The 17,612-nt window shown below is 49.9% G+C and carries 14 protein-coding genes; 13 read left to right on the forward strand and 1 reads right to left on the reverse strand.

Features of this window, described 5'->3' with window-relative positions; all coding sequences use genetic code 11:
• Positions 1–19: 19 nt before the first annotated feature.
• Complete coding sequence (gene mprF / locus C8D98_RS04095) at positions 20–2,590, reverse strand: bifunctional lysylphosphatidylglycerol flippase/synthetase MprF (RefSeq protein WP_132872280.1); 2,571 nt, start codon at positions 2,588–2,590, stop codon at positions 20–22.
• 153 nt (positions 2,591–2,743) lie between these two features.
• Here mprF and C8D98_RS04100 point away from each other — a divergent pair, with 153 nt between their 5' ends.
• From C8D98_RS04100 to C8D98_RS04155, 13 genes are all read left to right on the forward strand, one after another.
• Positions 2,744–3,853 carry an efflux RND transporter periplasmic adaptor subunit gene (locus C8D98_RS04100; RefSeq protein WP_132872281.1) on the forward strand — a complete coding sequence of 370 codons (1,110 nt, stop codon included), beginning with the start codon at positions 2,744–2,746 and terminating at the stop codon, positions 3,851–3,853.
• A gap of 11 nt (positions 3,854–3,864) precedes the next feature.
• Positions 3,865–6,921 carry an efflux RND transporter permease subunit gene (locus C8D98_RS04105; protein WP_132872283.1) on the forward strand — a complete coding sequence of 1,019 codons (3,057 nt, stop codon included), beginning with the start codon at positions 3,865–3,867 and terminating at the stop codon, positions 6,919–6,921.
• Positions 6,922–7,024: 103 nt separating this feature from the next.
• Positions 7,025–7,246, forward strand: coding sequence for a hypothetical protein (locus tag C8D98_RS04110; RefSeq protein ID WP_132872284.1), 222 nt, complete (start codon positions 7,025–7,027; stop codon positions 7,244–7,246).
• Between the two features lie 85 nt (positions 7,247–7,331).
• On the forward strand, positions 7,332–8,018 hold the full coding sequence (locus C8D98_RS04115) for a flagellar basal body L-ring protein FlgH (protein WP_132872286.1): 687 nt from the start codon (positions 7,332–7,334) through the stop codon (positions 8,016–8,018).
• 505 nt (positions 8,019–8,523) lie between these two features.
• Positions 8,524–8,688 (forward strand): hypothetical protein, encoded by a 165-nt coding sequence (locus tag C8D98_RS13700; protein WP_165871179.1) that lies wholly within the window; start codon positions 8,524–8,526, stop codon positions 8,686–8,688.
• A 193-nt stretch (positions 8,689–8,881) separates the two neighbouring features.
• Positions 8,882–9,670: a flagellar basal-body rod protein FlgG gene (flgG, locus tag C8D98_RS04120; protein ID WP_132872287.1), complete on the forward strand. Its 789-nt coding sequence runs from the start codon at positions 8,882–8,884 to the stop codon at positions 9,668–9,670.
• Positions 9,671–9,674: 4 nt separating this feature from the next.
• Entirely contained in the window at positions 9,675–10,535 is an 861-nt protein-coding gene (gene flgA / locus C8D98_RS04125) for a flagellar basal body P-ring formation chaperone FlgA (protein WP_132872289.1), read from the forward strand.
• Between the two features lie 10 nt (positions 10,536–10,545).
• Entirely contained in the window at positions 10,546–11,610 is a 1,065-nt protein-coding gene (locus C8D98_RS04130) for a flagellar basal body P-ring protein FlgI (protein ID WP_132872291.1), read from the forward strand.
• A 99-nt stretch (positions 11,611–11,709) separates the two neighbouring features.
• Complete coding sequence (locus tag C8D98_RS04135; protein ID WP_132872293.1) at positions 11,710–12,147, forward strand: DUF3015 family protein; 438 nt, start codon at positions 11,710–11,712, stop codon at positions 12,145–12,147.
• Positions 12,134–13,966 carry an Lnb N-terminal periplasmic domain-containing protein gene (locus C8D98_RS04140; protein ID WP_165871180.1) on the forward strand — a complete coding sequence of 611 codons (1,833 nt, stop codon included), beginning with the start codon at positions 12,134–12,136 and terminating at the stop codon, positions 13,964–13,966. The genes C8D98_RS04135 and C8D98_RS04140 overlap by 14 nt, the downstream gene beginning before the upstream one ends.
• Positions 13,967–14,048: 82 nt before the next feature.
• Positions 14,049–15,299, forward strand: coding sequence for an HD domain-containing phosphohydrolase (locus tag C8D98_RS04145; protein ID WP_132872296.1), 1,251 nt, complete (start codon positions 14,049–14,051; stop codon positions 15,297–15,299).
• Between the two features lie 181 nt (positions 15,300–15,480).
• The gene (locus tag C8D98_RS04150; protein WP_132872298.1) at positions 15,481–16,218 is read left to right on the forward strand and encodes a LytR/AlgR family response regulator transcription factor; all 738 of its coding nucleotides are present in this window, start codon (positions 15,481–15,483) and stop codon (positions 16,216–16,218) included.
• A complete protein-coding gene (locus C8D98_RS04155) occupies positions 16,215–17,501 on the forward strand; it encodes a sensor histidine kinase (protein ID WP_132872300.1) in 1,287 nt (428 codons plus the stop codon). The genes C8D98_RS04150 and C8D98_RS04155 overlap by 4 nt, the downstream gene beginning before the upstream one ends.
• Positions 17,502–17,612: the final 111 nt, after the last annotated feature.

Consider the following 17,612-nt stretch of genomic DNA (forward strand, 5'->3'; position numbering starts at 1 on the left):
GGCGGAAGACCGCTAGTCCTCACTTCCCGAATATCCCGCCTGTTCCTCCGCTTATGAGTGCCGCAACACCTCTGAGGGCGGACGGAAGAGCGAAAAAGCTCTCCACTGCGATATATTTAGGTTTCCACTGCGGGTTGAACTTGTCCTTATAGCTCCGCAGGCCTTTGAAGTTGTAGAACCTTTCCCCGTGGTTGAACAATGCTCCGGCTATCCTGTTCCAGAATGGCGAGAACGAGTGGGTGTCCATGCCCGAAAGGGGAGCCATGCCGAGATTAAAGTATTCGTATCCCGTCTCTTTCGCATAAAGCATCAGCCTTACGAAAAGAAATTCCATAACCCCTTTGGGCGCAGCTTCCGCATAGCGCATGAGGTCGATTGATATTTCATTTTTTCCCGAACTGAGCCAGAGGTTTGCAAACGCCAGAATCTCTTCGCCCCTGCGAACCACAGCCACAGGCATCAGTTTTATATAGTTTTCGTCGAAACAGCCCAGAGAGAACCGTTTTTCACGGGTATTTTTGTTTTCCAGCCAGTCGTCGGATATCTCTTTCAGTCGAGGCAGAATCTCTTCAACCCTTTCTGCGGGGACTATCTCCATGACACAGCCGTCCTTTTCCAGCTTGTTTATGTTGTTGCGTGTGGTCGCCCAGTGCTTTCCTTCAACGCTGAACGTATCCAGAAGAACCCGTGCCTCCTCGCCAATCTTGTAAATTCTGAATCCGGCGTCGATATAGTGTGGGATGTTCTCTGTGCCCACCTCATAGAACACCGCACCGCATCCGTGGTGGCGGCTGAGTTTGCGGAAATTCAGTATCAGCTCTTCGATCTCGTCGTCGTCCTCAGTTGCGCTGACCGGATCGCCCATGCTGATGAAGTTGCGCCCCTCCACTCCGTACATGATAAATGCGGAGCTTTTGTTTCCGGTGAGAAATTTTTTGTCAGGCAGAAGAGCCAGATATGACGATGCGTCCCTGCTCTTTTTTACTATCCCCAGAATCTCATCCTGCGAAAGGTTTGTGTCGTCCTGAACCCTTTTTGAAGGGAGCATGAACTTATAGAGGAGCAATGCCAGCGAAAAGGTGAAAATGCCCACCATTGTCCGCAGGAATCTGGGAGCCTCATCGTTGACGGTGAACGTCCACCAGAGGTCGTTTCTGTATTCCACATGTTTGTAGGAGAAGAAGCCGAGCCACACGAATATGGCTATTATTGCGAAGACGGCGGCAAGCCATTCCTTTGTCAGAACCTCGTCAAAGAAAGGACTGCGTCTGTCGAAAAGGCCTTTTGCGGGTATCATTGCAATTGCGATGGCTATGGCGAACAGTGCCGTCTCCACCTCCGCACCTTTCAGCAGGCCGAACACCGTGCCCGCCGCCAAAAGAGCCAGAGTAAGCTGATATGCAAGGTCTATCCTCAGCTTCAGCCCTCTTGATATTATGAGAAGTCCCACCCCTGTCAGGCTTCCGAAAAAGTGCGATGTCTCCACCACGGCCAGAGGGAGAACGTTTTCAACGAATCCGAATCTGGCGGGATTGATGGGTGTCGCTCCGCCCAGAAGCATATATGCGCCGATTATAAAGACTATGACAGACAGAAGGTTGGGGATAACGGCGATGTATATTCTGTTCAGATAGCTTAAATATGAGACGAACTTCTGCCGCTGGCGGTAGCCTTCGGATATACCCAGAATGCATGCCGCAACAAGCAGAGGCAGAACGTAATATGTTACCCTGTATACGAGAATTGAGCCTATCATGGCGGGAATGGCCGCCGGAGGGAAAAATGCCAGCAGAACCGTTTCGAAGACAACAACGCCGCCGGGCAGGTTGCTCACAAGGCCGATGGTCTGCGCCAGCATGAATATGCCCACGAACTGCACAAAGCCTATCTGCACCTGTGCGGGTATAAGCACATAAAGAACCGCCGCCGCCAGCACCCATTCGATGGCACCTGCGGCTATCTGGGTCAGGCCGAGCATGGGCGAGGGAAGTGTGATGGTCTGTCCGAGCAGGTTAAAGGGTTTCTGAACGAAAACCAGCATAAAGTAATATGCGGCCGCAATCATCAGAAGCAGGACACCAAGGGCATGGAGGCTGAAATACATGTGCAGCTGATCCGGCATGTCTATCATGGGAGCCAGAACAAGTGCACCGCCCGCCGCTGCCAGAACACCCAGCCAGAGTGTTGCCGAGGTGAAGATGACCATCTTTGTTATCTCGCTGAAACTTAAGCCCCACGATGCGTAATATCTGTAGCGCAGTGAACCTGAAGCCAGAATGGACAGCCCCACCGAGTTGCTGAATGCGTAGCTGAGAAAAGATGCCAGAACGACCTTTTTTGCCGCAAGCTTTTTCCCGAGATAGCGCAGTCCCAGAAAATCGTAGGTGGTCATGAAGAGATAGTTGGCGGCCATGAAAACCAGAGCCAGAATTTTATTTTTAAGGGGGATGTTGTCCAGATCTTCTATGATCTCGTGCAGGCTGTATTTGTGCAGGAACTTGTGAATGAATATGCCTGCGAGAATAAGCACAATAGTCATAATGGCATAGGACACCATCTGACGTGTTTTAGGTTGCATGTTAAATTTCATATCTCATTATTACATAAATCTTAAAAACGGGGAATATTTTTCAAAGTCATTTTTGTACATAAAATTATGTAATCCGTTCAATTTATGATTAAGCTATGAATTTTCTTGCCCTTTGGCTATCATAATTATTACTACTGATCAGAGGTTATTGTTATGAGCGGAGATAAGAGAATTTCTTCCGGCTGGAAGAACCCCGGACTCGTTAAAACCATTCTTGGGGCTGTTGCTGTTGCGGCTGCCTGCGCTGCTTTCTTTTTTCCCGGCGCAAAGGTGCAGGGAGAGCAGAAAGACGCACAGAAATCAGCCGAAAAGAAACAGCCGGCAGCAGTTGAAACAGCCTCTCCGTCATACCGTGAGATAAGGGATACCCTGACTGCGGTGGGCACACTGCTTTCAAACGAATCCGTGGTGATAACCTCTGAAAGAGCAGGCAAGATAACCGGAATATTTTTCGGCGAGGGACAGGATGTGAAGGCCGGACAGGTGCTTGTGCGGCTGGATGATTCAACCCTGAAAGCCGAGCTGGACAAGGCCGAGACCGACAGAGCCCTTAACGAGGCAAATTTCCGCAGGGCTGACGAACTGAGCCGTGTCGATGCCGTTTCAAAACAGGACAGGGATTCTGCATATGCCGACTGGCAGCGCAGTGAGGCGGCTGTCAGGCTGGCAAAGGCTGAGCTTGACAAAACAGCCATAAAAGCCCCTTTCAGCGGAACGGCGGGACTGAGACAGGTGAGCGCCGGACATTACATTCAGCCGGGCGGAGCCATTGTCAACCTTGAGGACATATCAAAGCTGAAAATTCAGTTCAACATACCCCAGACGGAAGCACCGAAGATAAAGCCTTCACAGAGATTCACCCTTAAAACAGACGCATATCCCGACAGAGAGTTCTCCGGAAGAATATATGCCATAGATCCCGCCATAGATACGGCAAGCCGGAGCCTTACGGTCAGAGGGCTGGTGGACAACTCCGGCAGATTTCTCCGCCCCGGTCAGTTCGTACAGCTTACGATAGCTTCGGGTGCTCCCGAAAAGGCGATGGTTATCCCCGAATCGGCCATAATGACCTCCGCATCCGGCAAGAGCGTAATGCTTGATGTTGACGGGAAGGCCAGACCTGCCGCCGTCACCACCGGAAGGCGTACCGCCGGATGGGTCGAGATTGTTTCAGGCCTTAAAGGGAACGAGAAGGTGGTTGTAAAAGGTCAGGACAGGCTGAGACCCGATGCGGAAATTAAAGCCGCCGATAAATCCAACTAGGCGGCATCTACATGAAATTATCCGAAATATCAGTCAGAAAACCCGTTCTCGCAACGGTGATGAGTCTTCTTATCATCCTGATAGGCCTTGTAGCCTACTATGAACTGCCCATCAGGGAATATCCGAACATAGACGAGCCGACCGTATCAATATCCACCGACTACACAGGGGCAAGCCCCGATATTATAGAGAGCCGTGTTACTAAGGTAATAGAGGATCGTATATCGGGCATCGACGGCATAAAGAGCATAACCTCACAGAGCAGGCAGGAGCGGAGCAACATCACCGTTACGTTCAACATGAACGTTGACCCGGGTGATGCCGCTGCGGACATTCGTGACAGGGTGGGGCGTGTCAGGGGATCTCTGCCGGACGAGGCCGACGAACCCGTCATCACCAAGGTGGAATCGGACGCATCCCCCATCATATTCATGACGGTGACCAGCACAAAGCATACTCCCGCAGAGATATCGGACTATATCAGCAGAAACCTTGTTAAGCGTATAGAGCTTATCTCCGGTGTGGCCATGGTGAACATTTTCGGTGAACGCCGCTACACCATGCGGATATGGCTGGATCCCGATAAGCTGGCGGCAAACGCCGTGACTGTTCAGGATGTGAGAAATGCGGTTTCCGCTCAGAACCTTGAGGTTCCAGGCGGACGGGTGGAGGGCAAAGAGCGTGAGTTCTCCGTTCTGGCGGAGACGGGGCTGAGCAGTCCGGAGCAGTTCGCAAACGTCATTATTGCACAGCGGAACGGATATCTTCTGCGGGTTAAAGACGTTGGCAGGGTCGAACTGGGCACGACAGATCAGCGGAGCACATACAGACTGAACGGAGAGAACGCAATAGGCATGGGGCTTGTGAAGCAGAGCACCGCAAACCCTCTGGATATCTCCAGAGACCTGAAAAAGGTTTCAGAGGAGATAAACACAAATCTGCCCGACGGCATGAAGTTTCTTATAACCTACGACTCTTCGGTTTTCATTGACCATTCTATATCAAACGTTTACAGCGCAATCACAGAGGCTGTGCTTCTGGTTGTGATAATCATATTCCTTTTCCTGCGCAACCTGCGCTCAACGATAATTCCGCTGGTGACCATCCCTGTGTCGCTGGTGGGTGCGTTCGCAATAATGTGGGCGCTGGGATTCTCAATCAACACCCTGACACTGCTTGCGTTCGTGCTTGCGGTGGGTCTGGTGGTGGACGATGCAATCGTTGTTCTTGAGAACATCCACAGGCACATAGAGAACGGCAAAAAGCCTCTGAACGCCGCCCTGACAGGCATGAAGGAGATATCTCTCCCCATCATAGCCATGACAATGACCCTTGCGGCAGTGTATATTCCCGTTGCCCTCACACAGGGCAGAACGGGGAAACTGTTCACTGAGTTCGCAATAACCCTTGCGGGTGCGGTTGTGGTTTCGGGTTTTGTTGCCCTGACGCTGACACCCATGATGTGTTCGAAAATGCTGAAAGAGGAACATCATAAGAACCGGTTCAACCGGATGATGGACGGCTTTTTCGACTGGGTTGACGCCATGTACAGAAAGGTTCTTTCTGCATCCATCCGCTCATGGATCCCCGGCGCACTGGTAATGATGGCCGTTCTGGCGGGCGGCTGGTATCTTCTGAAAGGACTGCCTAAGGAACTGGCTCCACTTGAGGACAGAAGCGTAATATTCGGCATATATTCAGGCCCCGATGGTGCAACTCCTGCGTATTCTATGGAGGCGGCGAAAAAGCTTGAAGCGATATATCAGACCATTCCCGAAAGAACAGCCGTTCAGACCCGTGTGGGAACACCCGTTGTGCCCGACGGCATATCGGTTCTCAGGCTTAAGCTCTGGGATGAGAGGGAGAGAACACAGCAGGAGATAGCGGCGGAACTTGCCCCAAAAATGGCGGCGATACCCGATGTCCGTGCGTTTCCCGTAAACCCGCCCTCCCTTGGGCTTTCGGCCTCCCGTCAGCCTGTGCGGTTCGTAATAAAGACCACCGCATCCTATGGGGAACTGAACGACATGGCAAACAGGTTCATTCAGGAAGTAGGGCAAAGCCCCATGCTCTCATCCGTCCGTTCCGACCTGCGCCTGAGCACACCTGAGCTTAAGGTGGCTGTGGACAGGGACAAGGCCGCAGACATGGGGGTAAGCGTTGAGGACGTTAACCGCGCCATTGAGACCATGTTCGGCGGAAGCACCACAACAAAGTTCAAAATGGACAGCGAACAGTATGACGTTATCGTTAAGACCGAGGACAGCATGCGCACAGTTCCGCAGGATCTGGACAGGCTCTACGTCCGTTCGGGTTCCGGTGCTATGATCCCGCTTTCAAACCTCATAACCATAAATGAAGGGGTGACTGCGCAGTCGCTGAACCACTTCGACCGGGCACGCTCGGCCATAATCAGCGGAAGTCTTAACCCCGGCTACACTCTGGGCGAGGCTCTGGACTATCTGGATGCAACTGCGGCAAAGATGTTCCCCGATAACTATTCTGTGGACTATGACGGCGAATCGAGGGAGTTCAGGGAGTCCAGCGGCGGTCTGGTGCTGACATTCATCCTTGCCATACTTTTTATATACCTGATGCTTTCGGCACAGTTCGAAAGTTTTGTTGATCCGCTTATCATCATGTTCACTGTTCCCCTGTCAATGGCGGGTGCGCTTCTGGCACTGAAGCTGACGGGAAACACTCTGAACATTTACAGCCAGATAGGGCTAATAACCCTGATAGGGCTTATAACCAAACACGGGATACTTATCGTTGAGTTTGCCAATCAGCTCCAGCTGACGGGACTGAGCAAGGCGGAGGCTGTTGTTGAAGCGGCCACACTGAGGCTCAGGCCTATTCTTATGACTACTTCGGCAATGGTTCTGGGTTCCGTGCCTCTGGCGCTTGCCACAGGCGCAGGAGCGGAGAGCCGCCACCAGATAGGCTGGGTGATCGTTGGCGGGATGCTTTTCGGAACCGTTCTGACCCTGCTGATAGTCCCTCTTGCCTACAAACTGTTCGCCACGGTCAAACACAGGGAAGAGGATGCGGAAGCCGAGCAGGGATGATGGATTTATTATGTTTATCAACACAATAATTACACAGTGTTTTTCTTAAGGTGCTGTTGAGTAATCATTTCCGGAACCGATATATAGTTCATGGAGGCACTCTATGGACCTGACTACACTTGCAATGGCGGGAACGGTGGTTTCGGCCGGAAAGATTCTTTATGAGGTCGGCTCAAAAGTGGCCGATCTGTTATCCGACGATGAACCGCAGGAAGTTCAGGAATATCAGCCTGCCCCTTCCGTTCTTGCCGGTCTTACCCCCGAAGGGGTGAACAACGCCGTGGAGGGTGCTTCCACAGGCTCCACCATAGACTTCAGCGCCTGAGTACACAAACAAAACACATTTCAAAAGGCCGTTTAGGCACGATTATTGATACTCTCCGTATTCAGAAACGATACGGAGCTGGGCAATGAAAAAACATGGATTAATTGTGATGATGTCTGCGGTTCTGGCAATGGCAGGATGCGCAACAGGTCCGACACTCAACAACGATGCAATCAACAAAAGCTACAAAAAAGAGGTTGAGGAATACAGGAAGGATTCGGAGGCGAAAAAGCTGAACTCCACACCCTCGCTCTGGACAGGTGGCGGCTCGAACAGCAGTCTCTTTCTGGACTATAAGAACAGAAGCATAGGCGAGATAGTCACCATTAATATTATGGAATCCTCATTCTCCACCAACTCGGTTAACACTGACACCACCAAGGAGAGCTCCTCCAACAGCGTTGCAAACTCCATCTTCGGAATACCCCTGAGCAAATACAACACGAACGCCAAATCCTCCAGCAACTTTAAGGGCGGCGGAAAAAGGAGCAAAAGGGACACTGTGACAGGAACCATGTCCGCAAGGGTGGTTGAGGTCATGCCGTCGGGCAACGTTGTTCTGGAAGGGCACAAGGAGATTCTGGTGGACAACGAAAAGCAGGTGATAACCCTCAGCGGCATAGCCCGCCTGCGTGATATAAATCTGGAGAATACCATCAACTCAACTGATCTGGCCGATACTAAGATATCCTACAACGGAAAAGGCCAGCTGACCCTTGCCAGCATACCGGGATGGCTCCTGTCCATTCTGGGCTGGATATCGCCTTTATAATATATTTCGCCACCCGTCCGGCGGATACTCATGAGCCTGACAGGCGTTCTGCCTGTCGGGCTTTTTTTTGTTACAGGGTGACGTGTGGGCTTTGGTGGCGAGCACTTCGTCATTCTGAGTGCAACGAAGAATCTCATTTGATGAGACCCTTCACTTACGTTCAGGGTGACATGGGGGCTTGGGCGGTGAGCATTCCGTCATTCTGAGTGTAGCGAAGAATCTCAGCTTACCGAAGCTCTTGAAATAATCCAAATGTGTAGAAATGATGTAAACTACTCATGTATGTAGAAAATATGATGAAATTGCGGAGGTCATTTTTTCCGCACGAAGGTAAATTTTTCCTGAAAAAACTGCCGCCTGACATCGGTCGGAAAATATGAAAATGGCACGGATGTTGCTCTTTATATATGCGTAAGGCATGTGATAAGTGATTGTGTAGAAAGAATGTATTCTCTTTGAGCAAGAGATGTGCATATAAAAAAGACCACCCCAGACGGAGGAAAACATGAAGGTAGCAAATTCGTTACAGCCAACACAGGTCAATTCGGTTCAGAATAAACCCAGTGTGAAAACAGCACCTGCTCAGGCGGAACCCCAGCAGAGCTATGACAAGGTGACACTGTCCGACAGTGCAAAGGCTCTTATGGCCGCCTCTCAGAAGACGTCTTAGATCTTAACGGAAAAAGACGCATAAAAGCATAATCGGAACAAAATGCCGACGCTTTTCTGCGGCAGAGTAAAAGGGAAACAGACCGCCGGATAACCGGAGAATATCCGTGCATCCGGCGGCGGAAACCCTGATTCAATTCCCTAAAGCGGGGCACAGTGAAGGTGTGTCCTGCGGCAGAAGACAAGGAGAAGACATGCAGAGATCATTATGGTCGGCCGCTTCGGGCATGACGGCACAGCAGATGAACATAGATGTGCTCTCGAACAACCTGTCAAACGTGAACACCATGGGGTTCAAAAAATCCAGAGCATTCTTTGAAGACCTTATGTATCAGGAGTTGAAAGCCGCCGGAAGCTATTCGGCCGCCGGACTTTCTCATCCCACCGGCATTCAGGTGGGTCTGGGTACAAAGATTGCCGCAGTGGAAAAGGTGCATACTCAGGGCAGCCTCCAGACAACGGAGGTTCAGACAGATCTTGCGATTCAGGGTGCAGGATATTTTCAGTTCACCCTGCCAAACGGCGACATAGGCTATACCCGCTCCGGCTCCTTAAAGATAGATGCCAACGGCAACCTGACCAACGAGAACGGCTACCTGCTGGAACCGGCGGTGACAATTCCTGACAACACATCCTCAATAGCCATAGGCGAGGACGGCACAATAAGCGTCACCATCAACGGTGAGAATCAGCCGCAGGAGGTCGGCCAGATAGAACTGGCAACGTTCATCAACCCGTCGGGGCTTAAGTCCATCGGCAAGAACTTCTATACGCCCACAGGGGCCAGCGGCGAGGCGGTCACGGGAACCCCCGGCGAAGGGAATCTGGGCACTGTGGAGCAGGGAACCCTTGAGATGTCCAACGTCAGCGTTGTCGAGGACATGGTGAACATGATAACCGCACAGCGGGCTTATGAGATAAACTCCAAGGCAATCCAGACCTCGGACGAGATGCTCCAGATACTTAATAACTTAAAAAGGTAAGGCAATGGTAAGGCTTCTGTTTCTTTTCTCCGCAATGGTCATTTTCAGCGGATTCACATACATCGGCAACGAGATAGTCATAGAGAAGGACTGCATCGCCGTTTCGGACGTGTTTGAAGGCACGGACATAGAGGAGGATGTGGTCTGCGGGCTGGACTACGGGCAGGTGAAGATAATCAACAGGCTCATGAGCCAGACCCTTATCTCGAAATACGGTCTCAAGGGCGAACAGCCCCGTGAGATGATATTCAAGCGCAAGGGTGTGCTTCTCACAGCCGAAAGGCTTAAGGCCGACATGAAGAACCTGCTGACCATAATGTATCCGGAGATGGAGATTGAGATAGACGCCATAAGGATGGGCAGAGCGTATTATCTGCCGGAAAACATGCAGTATAGCATAGATATACCCGGAAACAGATTCGGCGATATCTCCGTTACGCTGGACAATGGCGTGCGCAAATATACCTACAGCGTATCCATAACGGCATATGCCATGTCATATGTGGCCGTTAAGCAGATAGAGAGGGGCGAACCGTTGACGGATGAGAATGTGAAACTGAAAAAAGTGGATCTTTCCAGAGCCAGAGGCGGGCTTCTCCACGGCATCGACGGCTATTTTGCCAGAGTTACAATAGCCGCCGGAAGGATTGTAACGGAGAATCTGGCGGACAGAAGGCCGGATGCGGCGAAAGGCTCTCCGGTGTTTCTGATGAACGATGAGAAGGACGAACCGAAGAATATGACAGGAACGCTCCTTGAGGATGCATACCTTAACAAAAAAGTGAAGGTGCTGAACATTCAGAGCGGAATGATACTCACGGGAACCTACATGCAGAACAGGCGGGTTCTGCTGGAAAAGCAATGAGGAGGCTGATATGAAAAGATTTATACTGGTGCTTCTTGCGGTTCTGTTTGCGCAGAATGCACACTCGCTGGTGAAAGTGCGGGATATAACCAACGTTGAGGGCATAAGGGACAACCAGCTCATAGGCTACGGTCTCGTGGTGGGGCTGAACGGAACGGGCGACAAGAGCGGCAGTTCATTTACGATCCAGTCACTTGCTAACATGATGGAGCGCATGGGTGTTTCCGTGTCCAAAGACTCGATGAAGGTTAAGAACGTTGCGGCGGTGATGGTCACCGCCAGACTGATGCCCTTCGCAAGGACGGGTTCAAGGATGGATGTGATAGTATCCTCCGTTGGCGATTCCAAAAGCCTTGAGGGCGGCACACTGCTGATGACCCCCCTCAGCGCATCAAACGGCACGGTATACGCAGTGGCTCAGGGGGCTATATCCGTCGGCGGAATGAACGTTTCCTCTTCGGGTGCAGGTGCGGTCAAAAACCATCCCACTGTGGGCACAATACCCAACGGAGCCATAATTGAGCAGGAGGTTCAGTTCGAAATGGACAGAAAGAACATTGTGCTCAACTTTAAAGAGAACAATCTGGCGAATCTGGTGAAGGCCAGAAACGCCATTAACACCGCCGCAGGAACGGCCGTTGCAGACATATCATCCCCCTCGACAATAACCATAACCGTTCCCGAAGCTCAGAAAGCCAACTATTTTGCCTTTATGGACAAGGTGTTGAATACAGAGATTGAGCCTGCCGACCTTGCACGAGTAATCATAGACGAAAGGACGGGAACCATAGTAATGGGTGCGGACGTGCGCATAAACACGGTTGCGGTATCCCACGGCGGCCTCACCATCACAATAAAATCCACAATTGAAACGGAACAGGAGAAGAAGACCGAACAGACCGCAATCGGGGTTAAAGAGGAGAATGCACAGCTTATGATAATTCCCGAAGCCCTCAGCATCAGCGATCTGGTGAAGGCGCTCAACTCTGTGGGAGTCACCCCCAGAGACATGATCTCCATACTTCAGGCTATCAAGGCCGCAGGAGCACTTCACGGGGAACTGCAGGTGATATAATATTCCTGGATATATGATAATAAAAAGTTTTTATTAATTTTTTTTATTAGTTTCCTTGACAAGTATTTTCAATGTGTAATACTGCAGCAGGAGGTAATAATGAAAAAAATATTAACCCTTACTGCTGCGGCTCTTTTTGTCGCTAACTTCGCTTATGCAGACAACGTTGGCTGTGGTCTTGGAACTCAGATCATCACTGAAAAGGACACTGTCCTTATGCAGGTGTTCGCTGTTACGACCAACGGCACATCCGGTAACCAGACTTTCGGTATCACATCCGGAACACTGGGCTGCAAAAAGCCCGCTAAATTCGCTTCCAGCGAAAAAGTAAACATTTTCGTCCAGTCAAACATGGACAGCCTCGCTTTTGACATCGCTAAAGGTCAGGGCGAAACCCTCGACACACTGGCAAGCCTTATGGGTGTTGAAGACACAACAGCTTTCGGTCAGAAACTCCAGGCAAAATTCGATTCCATCTACTCCTCAGCTGACGTTGAGTATGCAGATGTTGTCGATGCCATCTATGCTGAAATCTAAGACTGTAACATTCGGGTGCGCAGCAATGCGTACCCTTTTGTTTCTATCTGTTTTTTTTCTTCCCTTTTTCAGTTCACATGCACAGGACGATCTGAAAAGAATCTCAGAACTCAGGGAGTGGTCGGTGCTTCTGCACTATAACTCCGGCTGGCTTTCTGACAGAAGTCTTGTTGACGATGAGACCTTTTTTCTTTCGCCTGAGGGCAAACACGACCGCTATGCGGAACTTAAAGAGCTTTACAGACAGCTTTATGAAAACAAAGACGGCGAAAACGTCGCCTGCCGCTTTCCGGCAAGGGCACTTTTTCTGTCGGAACAGCTTGGCAGGCCTGCGGACGAACTGCGGCTTGACGAATGTTCTGAGCTGAACGAATTTCTTCAGCAGGTGGGAACCGACAAAGTCAGCATAATATTTCCTTTCTACCAGATGAACGGTCCCGCATCCATGTTCGGCCATACCCTTCTCAGGTTCGATTCCGCAGAGGACACCAGTCTGGTTTCGTCCGCTGTAACCTATGCCGCAGACTACAACAAAAACGACAACGGAATAGAATATGCCGTGAAGGGGCTTACGGGGCTTTATGCCGGCCGGACGCAGATTCTGGCATATCACGAGAAGATAAAGGAATATGACAACAAGAATCAGAGGGACATCTGGGAATATCAGCTGAATCTGACACCTCAGGAGACGAGAAAAGCTGTTCTGCACGTATACGAGATAAAGGGAATATGGTCACGCTATTACTTTTTCGATGAGAACTGCTCCTACAACCTCCTGTTTATAATAGAGGCCGCAAGGCCTGATGTGCACCTGACAGATCAGTTTCTCTGGGTCATCCCCATCGACACCATACTGCTTCTGAAAGAGAACGGACTGCTGGGCGATATGACGTTCAGACCTTCGCAGTCGGCCAGAATGCTTAATATTCTGAAAGATAAAGAAAGCCCTGTGTATGCGGCGGCAGTTGAGTCGCTGAAAAAGGGCGAGCTTGTTGACTACAGCGGATTGAACGACAGTGACAAGGCAAAGCTGCTGGATTTCTGGACGGAATACACCATTTTCACCAACAGGAATCTTGAGGATAGGAAACTCTATTCCGCAAAACTGATTTCCGTTCTTAAAAAGCGTGCGGCAATAAAAGAGAAATATGACAATGTTGTTCCCGTGCCTGTTGAGCCTTTGCTGGGGCACAAAACGGCAAGGCTTAAGCTGGGCGTCGGGTCAACTGACGACGGGGTGTTTCAGGAGATAAACTGGCATCCGGCCATACACATGCCCGAAGACAGCGACGAGGGCTACCTGCAGGGTTCGACCCTTGCATTCTTCGATTTCACTGCCAGACACTATAAAAATAAAACGGTTCTCAGCAGGCTGAGCTTGGTTGACATCTATTCCCTTGCGCCCGTTAACGAGCTTTTCAATCCCGTTTCGTGGCGGGTTAACTTCGGGCTGGAATATTCTGACGAAACGGACAGCATGTCCGCATTTTTCAGACCTTCTTCAGGCAAGGCATACAGGGTTTTAGGCGGACTTGTTTATGGGCTGGCCGGGCTGAAACTGCAGTATAATCCTGATTTTGAGGATGATCATTCCGCCGCATTTGAGATTGAGGCCGGATATATGGTTCAGAAGGGCCGGACAAAGCTGCTGCTGAAAGCCGACCACTACGACACCCTTTCGGGAGAGCTGAACCGTGACGGCGAACTTTCATCTCAGCTTATCAGATACACAGGCAAGGACAGCGCAGTATCGGCCACCTATTCAAAACAGATCAGAGGGGAGGACAGTTTCAGGCTGGCTTATCACATCTATTATTAACGCCGATTTATTTGAGCGGCGTATCCCATTTGTGCTATAATTTTACATATTCAAAATTTTCAGGTTTATTCAGGAGCACAATATGGATAAAATATCCCTTAAAGAGCTCGCATTTCCCATCATAAAAGCCATCGACAGTTTTAATTATCTTCTGAAATCCCACCAGAGAAGGACAGCCGTAATTTCATATCACATAGGCAAAGAGCTTGGGCTTCCCTGCGGCGACATAGCCGAGCTGGTTGTTGCGGCGGCAATGCACGACATCGGCGCTCTGTCCGTTCAGGAGCGGGACACTCTCATCAAAGAGGATGTGGAGAATCCGTCGCCACATTGCCTGATGGGCTATAAGATGCTGTCCATGTTCGACATATTCTCCGGAATAGCAAAAATAATCCGACACCACCACATCCGCTATGAAGATGCGGGCAAATATAACGAGGAGATACGCTTCCAGAGCCATATAATCCACCTTGCCGACAGAGTGGACATTTATCTGTCACCGGATCAGTTCATTCTGAACCAGAAGGCTAGGGTTACGGCATCTATACTGGAAAAGAAGGGGACAGTGTTTCATCCGGACGTTTGCGATGCTTTCGAGAGGGTCTCCAGAGCTGATATCTTCTGGATCGAGATAAATAACCTGACCATGGAACAGCTGTTTTCCCGGATGAATTTCCTTAGCTCCATAGAGCTTAACAGGGAACAGATCGATCAGTTTGCACTGACAATCTCAAGGATAATCGACTTCAGAAGCAGATTCACCGCCGGACATGCGTACACTGTGGGGCGGCTGGCGCAGTTCATAGGGCAGGTTCTGGGACTGGATGATGATATGTGCGAAAAACTGCTCATAGCGGGCTATTTCCACGACATAGGCAAGATAGGCATCGACACAGCGTATATAGAAAAATGCGGGCAGCTCACCGACGAGGAATATAACATGGTGAAGCTCCACTGCTACTATTCCGGCCAGATACTGAGCGAGCTTAATTCGTCGGAGTGGTTCAGAGACGTTGTTAAATGGTCTCAACACCACCACGAAAGACTGACAGGTAACGGATATCCCTTTGCCATTAAGGGAGAGGAGATAGACACCGGAACAAAGATAATCGCTTTTTCGGATATGATCTCAGCCCTGATGGAAGACAGACCCTACCGAAAACGAATGAGCATCGACACGGCGTTCGATATCATCGACCGATATGCCGCAGAGAACATCGATCCTGATATGATCAAGATAATAGACAGATATAAGGCTGAGATCGAAACAATTGTGGATCAGTGCAAACAGAGAGCCGAAAGCTGCTACGACGAATCGGTGGAGTATGCCTAGACTGTCTGTTAGTTAGTTTAAAGTTAAGAATTGTTAATAGCTATAGTGGCGGATTCCTGTATGCATCTTAAAAATTACTGATAAATTTCAGACAGCAGTTTAGGCGTTGCTATTTTGCATCAGTTACTGCAATAATACAAATACGATAGCTTGATTGTGTTATTCAGGACGGAGCGAACTGATGATTCGTATTGCGATCTGTGATGATATGCCGGACGATCTGCAAAATATGACTTCACTGACCGATCAGTTTCTGGCCGAAAACGGTCTTGATGCCGAACTGACGGAGTTTTCCCATCCGGATGCCCTGCTGACCGCCATTGAGCGTGACAGCTTCCATCTTTACATACTGGACATCGTTATGCCTATGGTCAGCGGGCTGGAACTGGGCAAAGAGATCCGCCGCCTCGACAGCGAGGCTCAGATCATTTATGCCACAACAGAACCCCAGTTTGCCCTGCAGGCATATGCCGCAAGCCCCATCAACTATCTTCTCAAACCAGTGTACAGACAGCAGCTTTTCGACACTCTTAAGCTGGCTGTCTCAAAAGCTGACCTTTCCTGTGATCAGACCTTTACAGTGAAAACCTCCGGCAGTCTGCGTGTTATCAGAATGTCTGACATAGTTTGCTGTGAATACAGCAGCCACGCCGCCATTTTTACCCTGACAAACGGGGAACAGATATTCAGCCGGACATTCAGAGAGAATTTTTCAGAATACTGTTCGCCTGTGCTCAGCAACAGGTGTTTTCTGCAATGCCACACCTCTTTTGTGATAAATATGCGCAGGGTTGAGCGTTTTGCCAAAGACAGCTTCACGCTTTGCGGCGGCAGGAATGTGCCCATTGCCGCAAAGAGATATCCGGCCGTCAGAGATGCCTATATGGACTATCTTGCGGCAAGGGGAAAAATCAGATGATGCAGTATTTTCCTGACATACTACGGTCTGTGACCACCGACATAATGCTGGTGTTTCTGCTCTGGACCATGGCTATGCCGAAATATAAAAGCAGAGCCGTGTATATTGTCGCCACGGCATTGATAATTGCGGTGAACCTTAGTGCAAACTACTACTTTTATCTGTCAGAGGATTACACTTCGGTATTTTATGTAAATCTTGCGATGCTGCTGTTCATCGGGATTGTCATGAAGCCGCTTTTTACCGATAAGATAATGCAGTGGTGTTTCAGCTACATCACAATGCTTAATATACACGCCGCAATTGTATTTTTAAGCTTCACTCTCAGTCGTGCGTTTCCTTATCCCAAATACGGCCATATAGTTTTGCGGCTGATACTGTTTTCGATTACCATTTTTGTTTTCCATAAATGGGTTTCAAAACTGTACCGGAAAGTGCTGGATTACTGGCACATATATATGTTTCCCATCGTTGCTCTTTTCGCATGTTTTCTCAGTTATTTTTTCGGCGGCGATATCAAAGACACACTGATGAACAATTACGTTCAGCTGCTTCTTCTAATCCTTCTGGGGTTGTCGGTTTATGTAACCATCATTCATTCGCTGAAAACCATCACGAAGCAGTATGAAATGCGTGAGGAGAATCAGTCCATTCAGACGGAGAGAGAATATCTTCAGCTGGCGGCAGACGGAATGTCGGAAAGGCTTAAGCTGATGGAAGAGGTTGCAGCGCAGAACAGCCGCACCGCCCATGACAGAAGGCATTTCAACAACGTTCTTCTTGAACTTCTGGAACAGGGGCAGACCTCGGAGGCCGCCACACTTCTGCAAAGTCAGAATCAGTCTGTACCGAAGATCGGCAGGGTCTTCTGCGAAAACCCCGCAGTTAATGCCGCAGTATGCCACTATACGGCCATTGCGGAACAGAGGGGCATTCCGGCGGAGGTCACTCTGGATATCCCGGCTGCGCTCAGTGTTGATGGGCTGGAGCTTTCCATGGTGGTTTCAAACCTTATGGAGAACGCCATCCATTCCTGCGAAAGCCTGCCAATAGGCAGAGAGCCTTATATCCGCTTTATCTGCCGCAGTGCCGGCCGTCTTCTGCTGGAGATTGAAAACCCATGCACAGGTGATATTGCTCTTGATGAGGAAGGATATCCGATAGCAGGCAGGGAAGGGCACGGCATCGGAACCAAAAGCGTTGCCGCCTTTGCAAAGAAGTATGACGGCGAAGTTGTGTACAGGATAGAAAACGGCGTTTTCCGTGTCCGCCTTCTGGTGTGAACCTGCATAAATTTTTAAGCGCAAAAAAGGGTCTTTTAAGTGCAGGTGCACATTTTTTCCATTTTTAAGGTTAATATCCGGGTTCCTACTTATTATTTTGCGGAGGCCCGG

Source organism: Seleniivibrio woodruffii, from assembly GCF_004339245.1.
Taxonomy (GTDB): domain Bacteria; phylum Chrysiogenota; class Deferribacteres; order Deferribacterales; family Geovibrionaceae; genus Seleniivibrio; species Seleniivibrio woodruffii.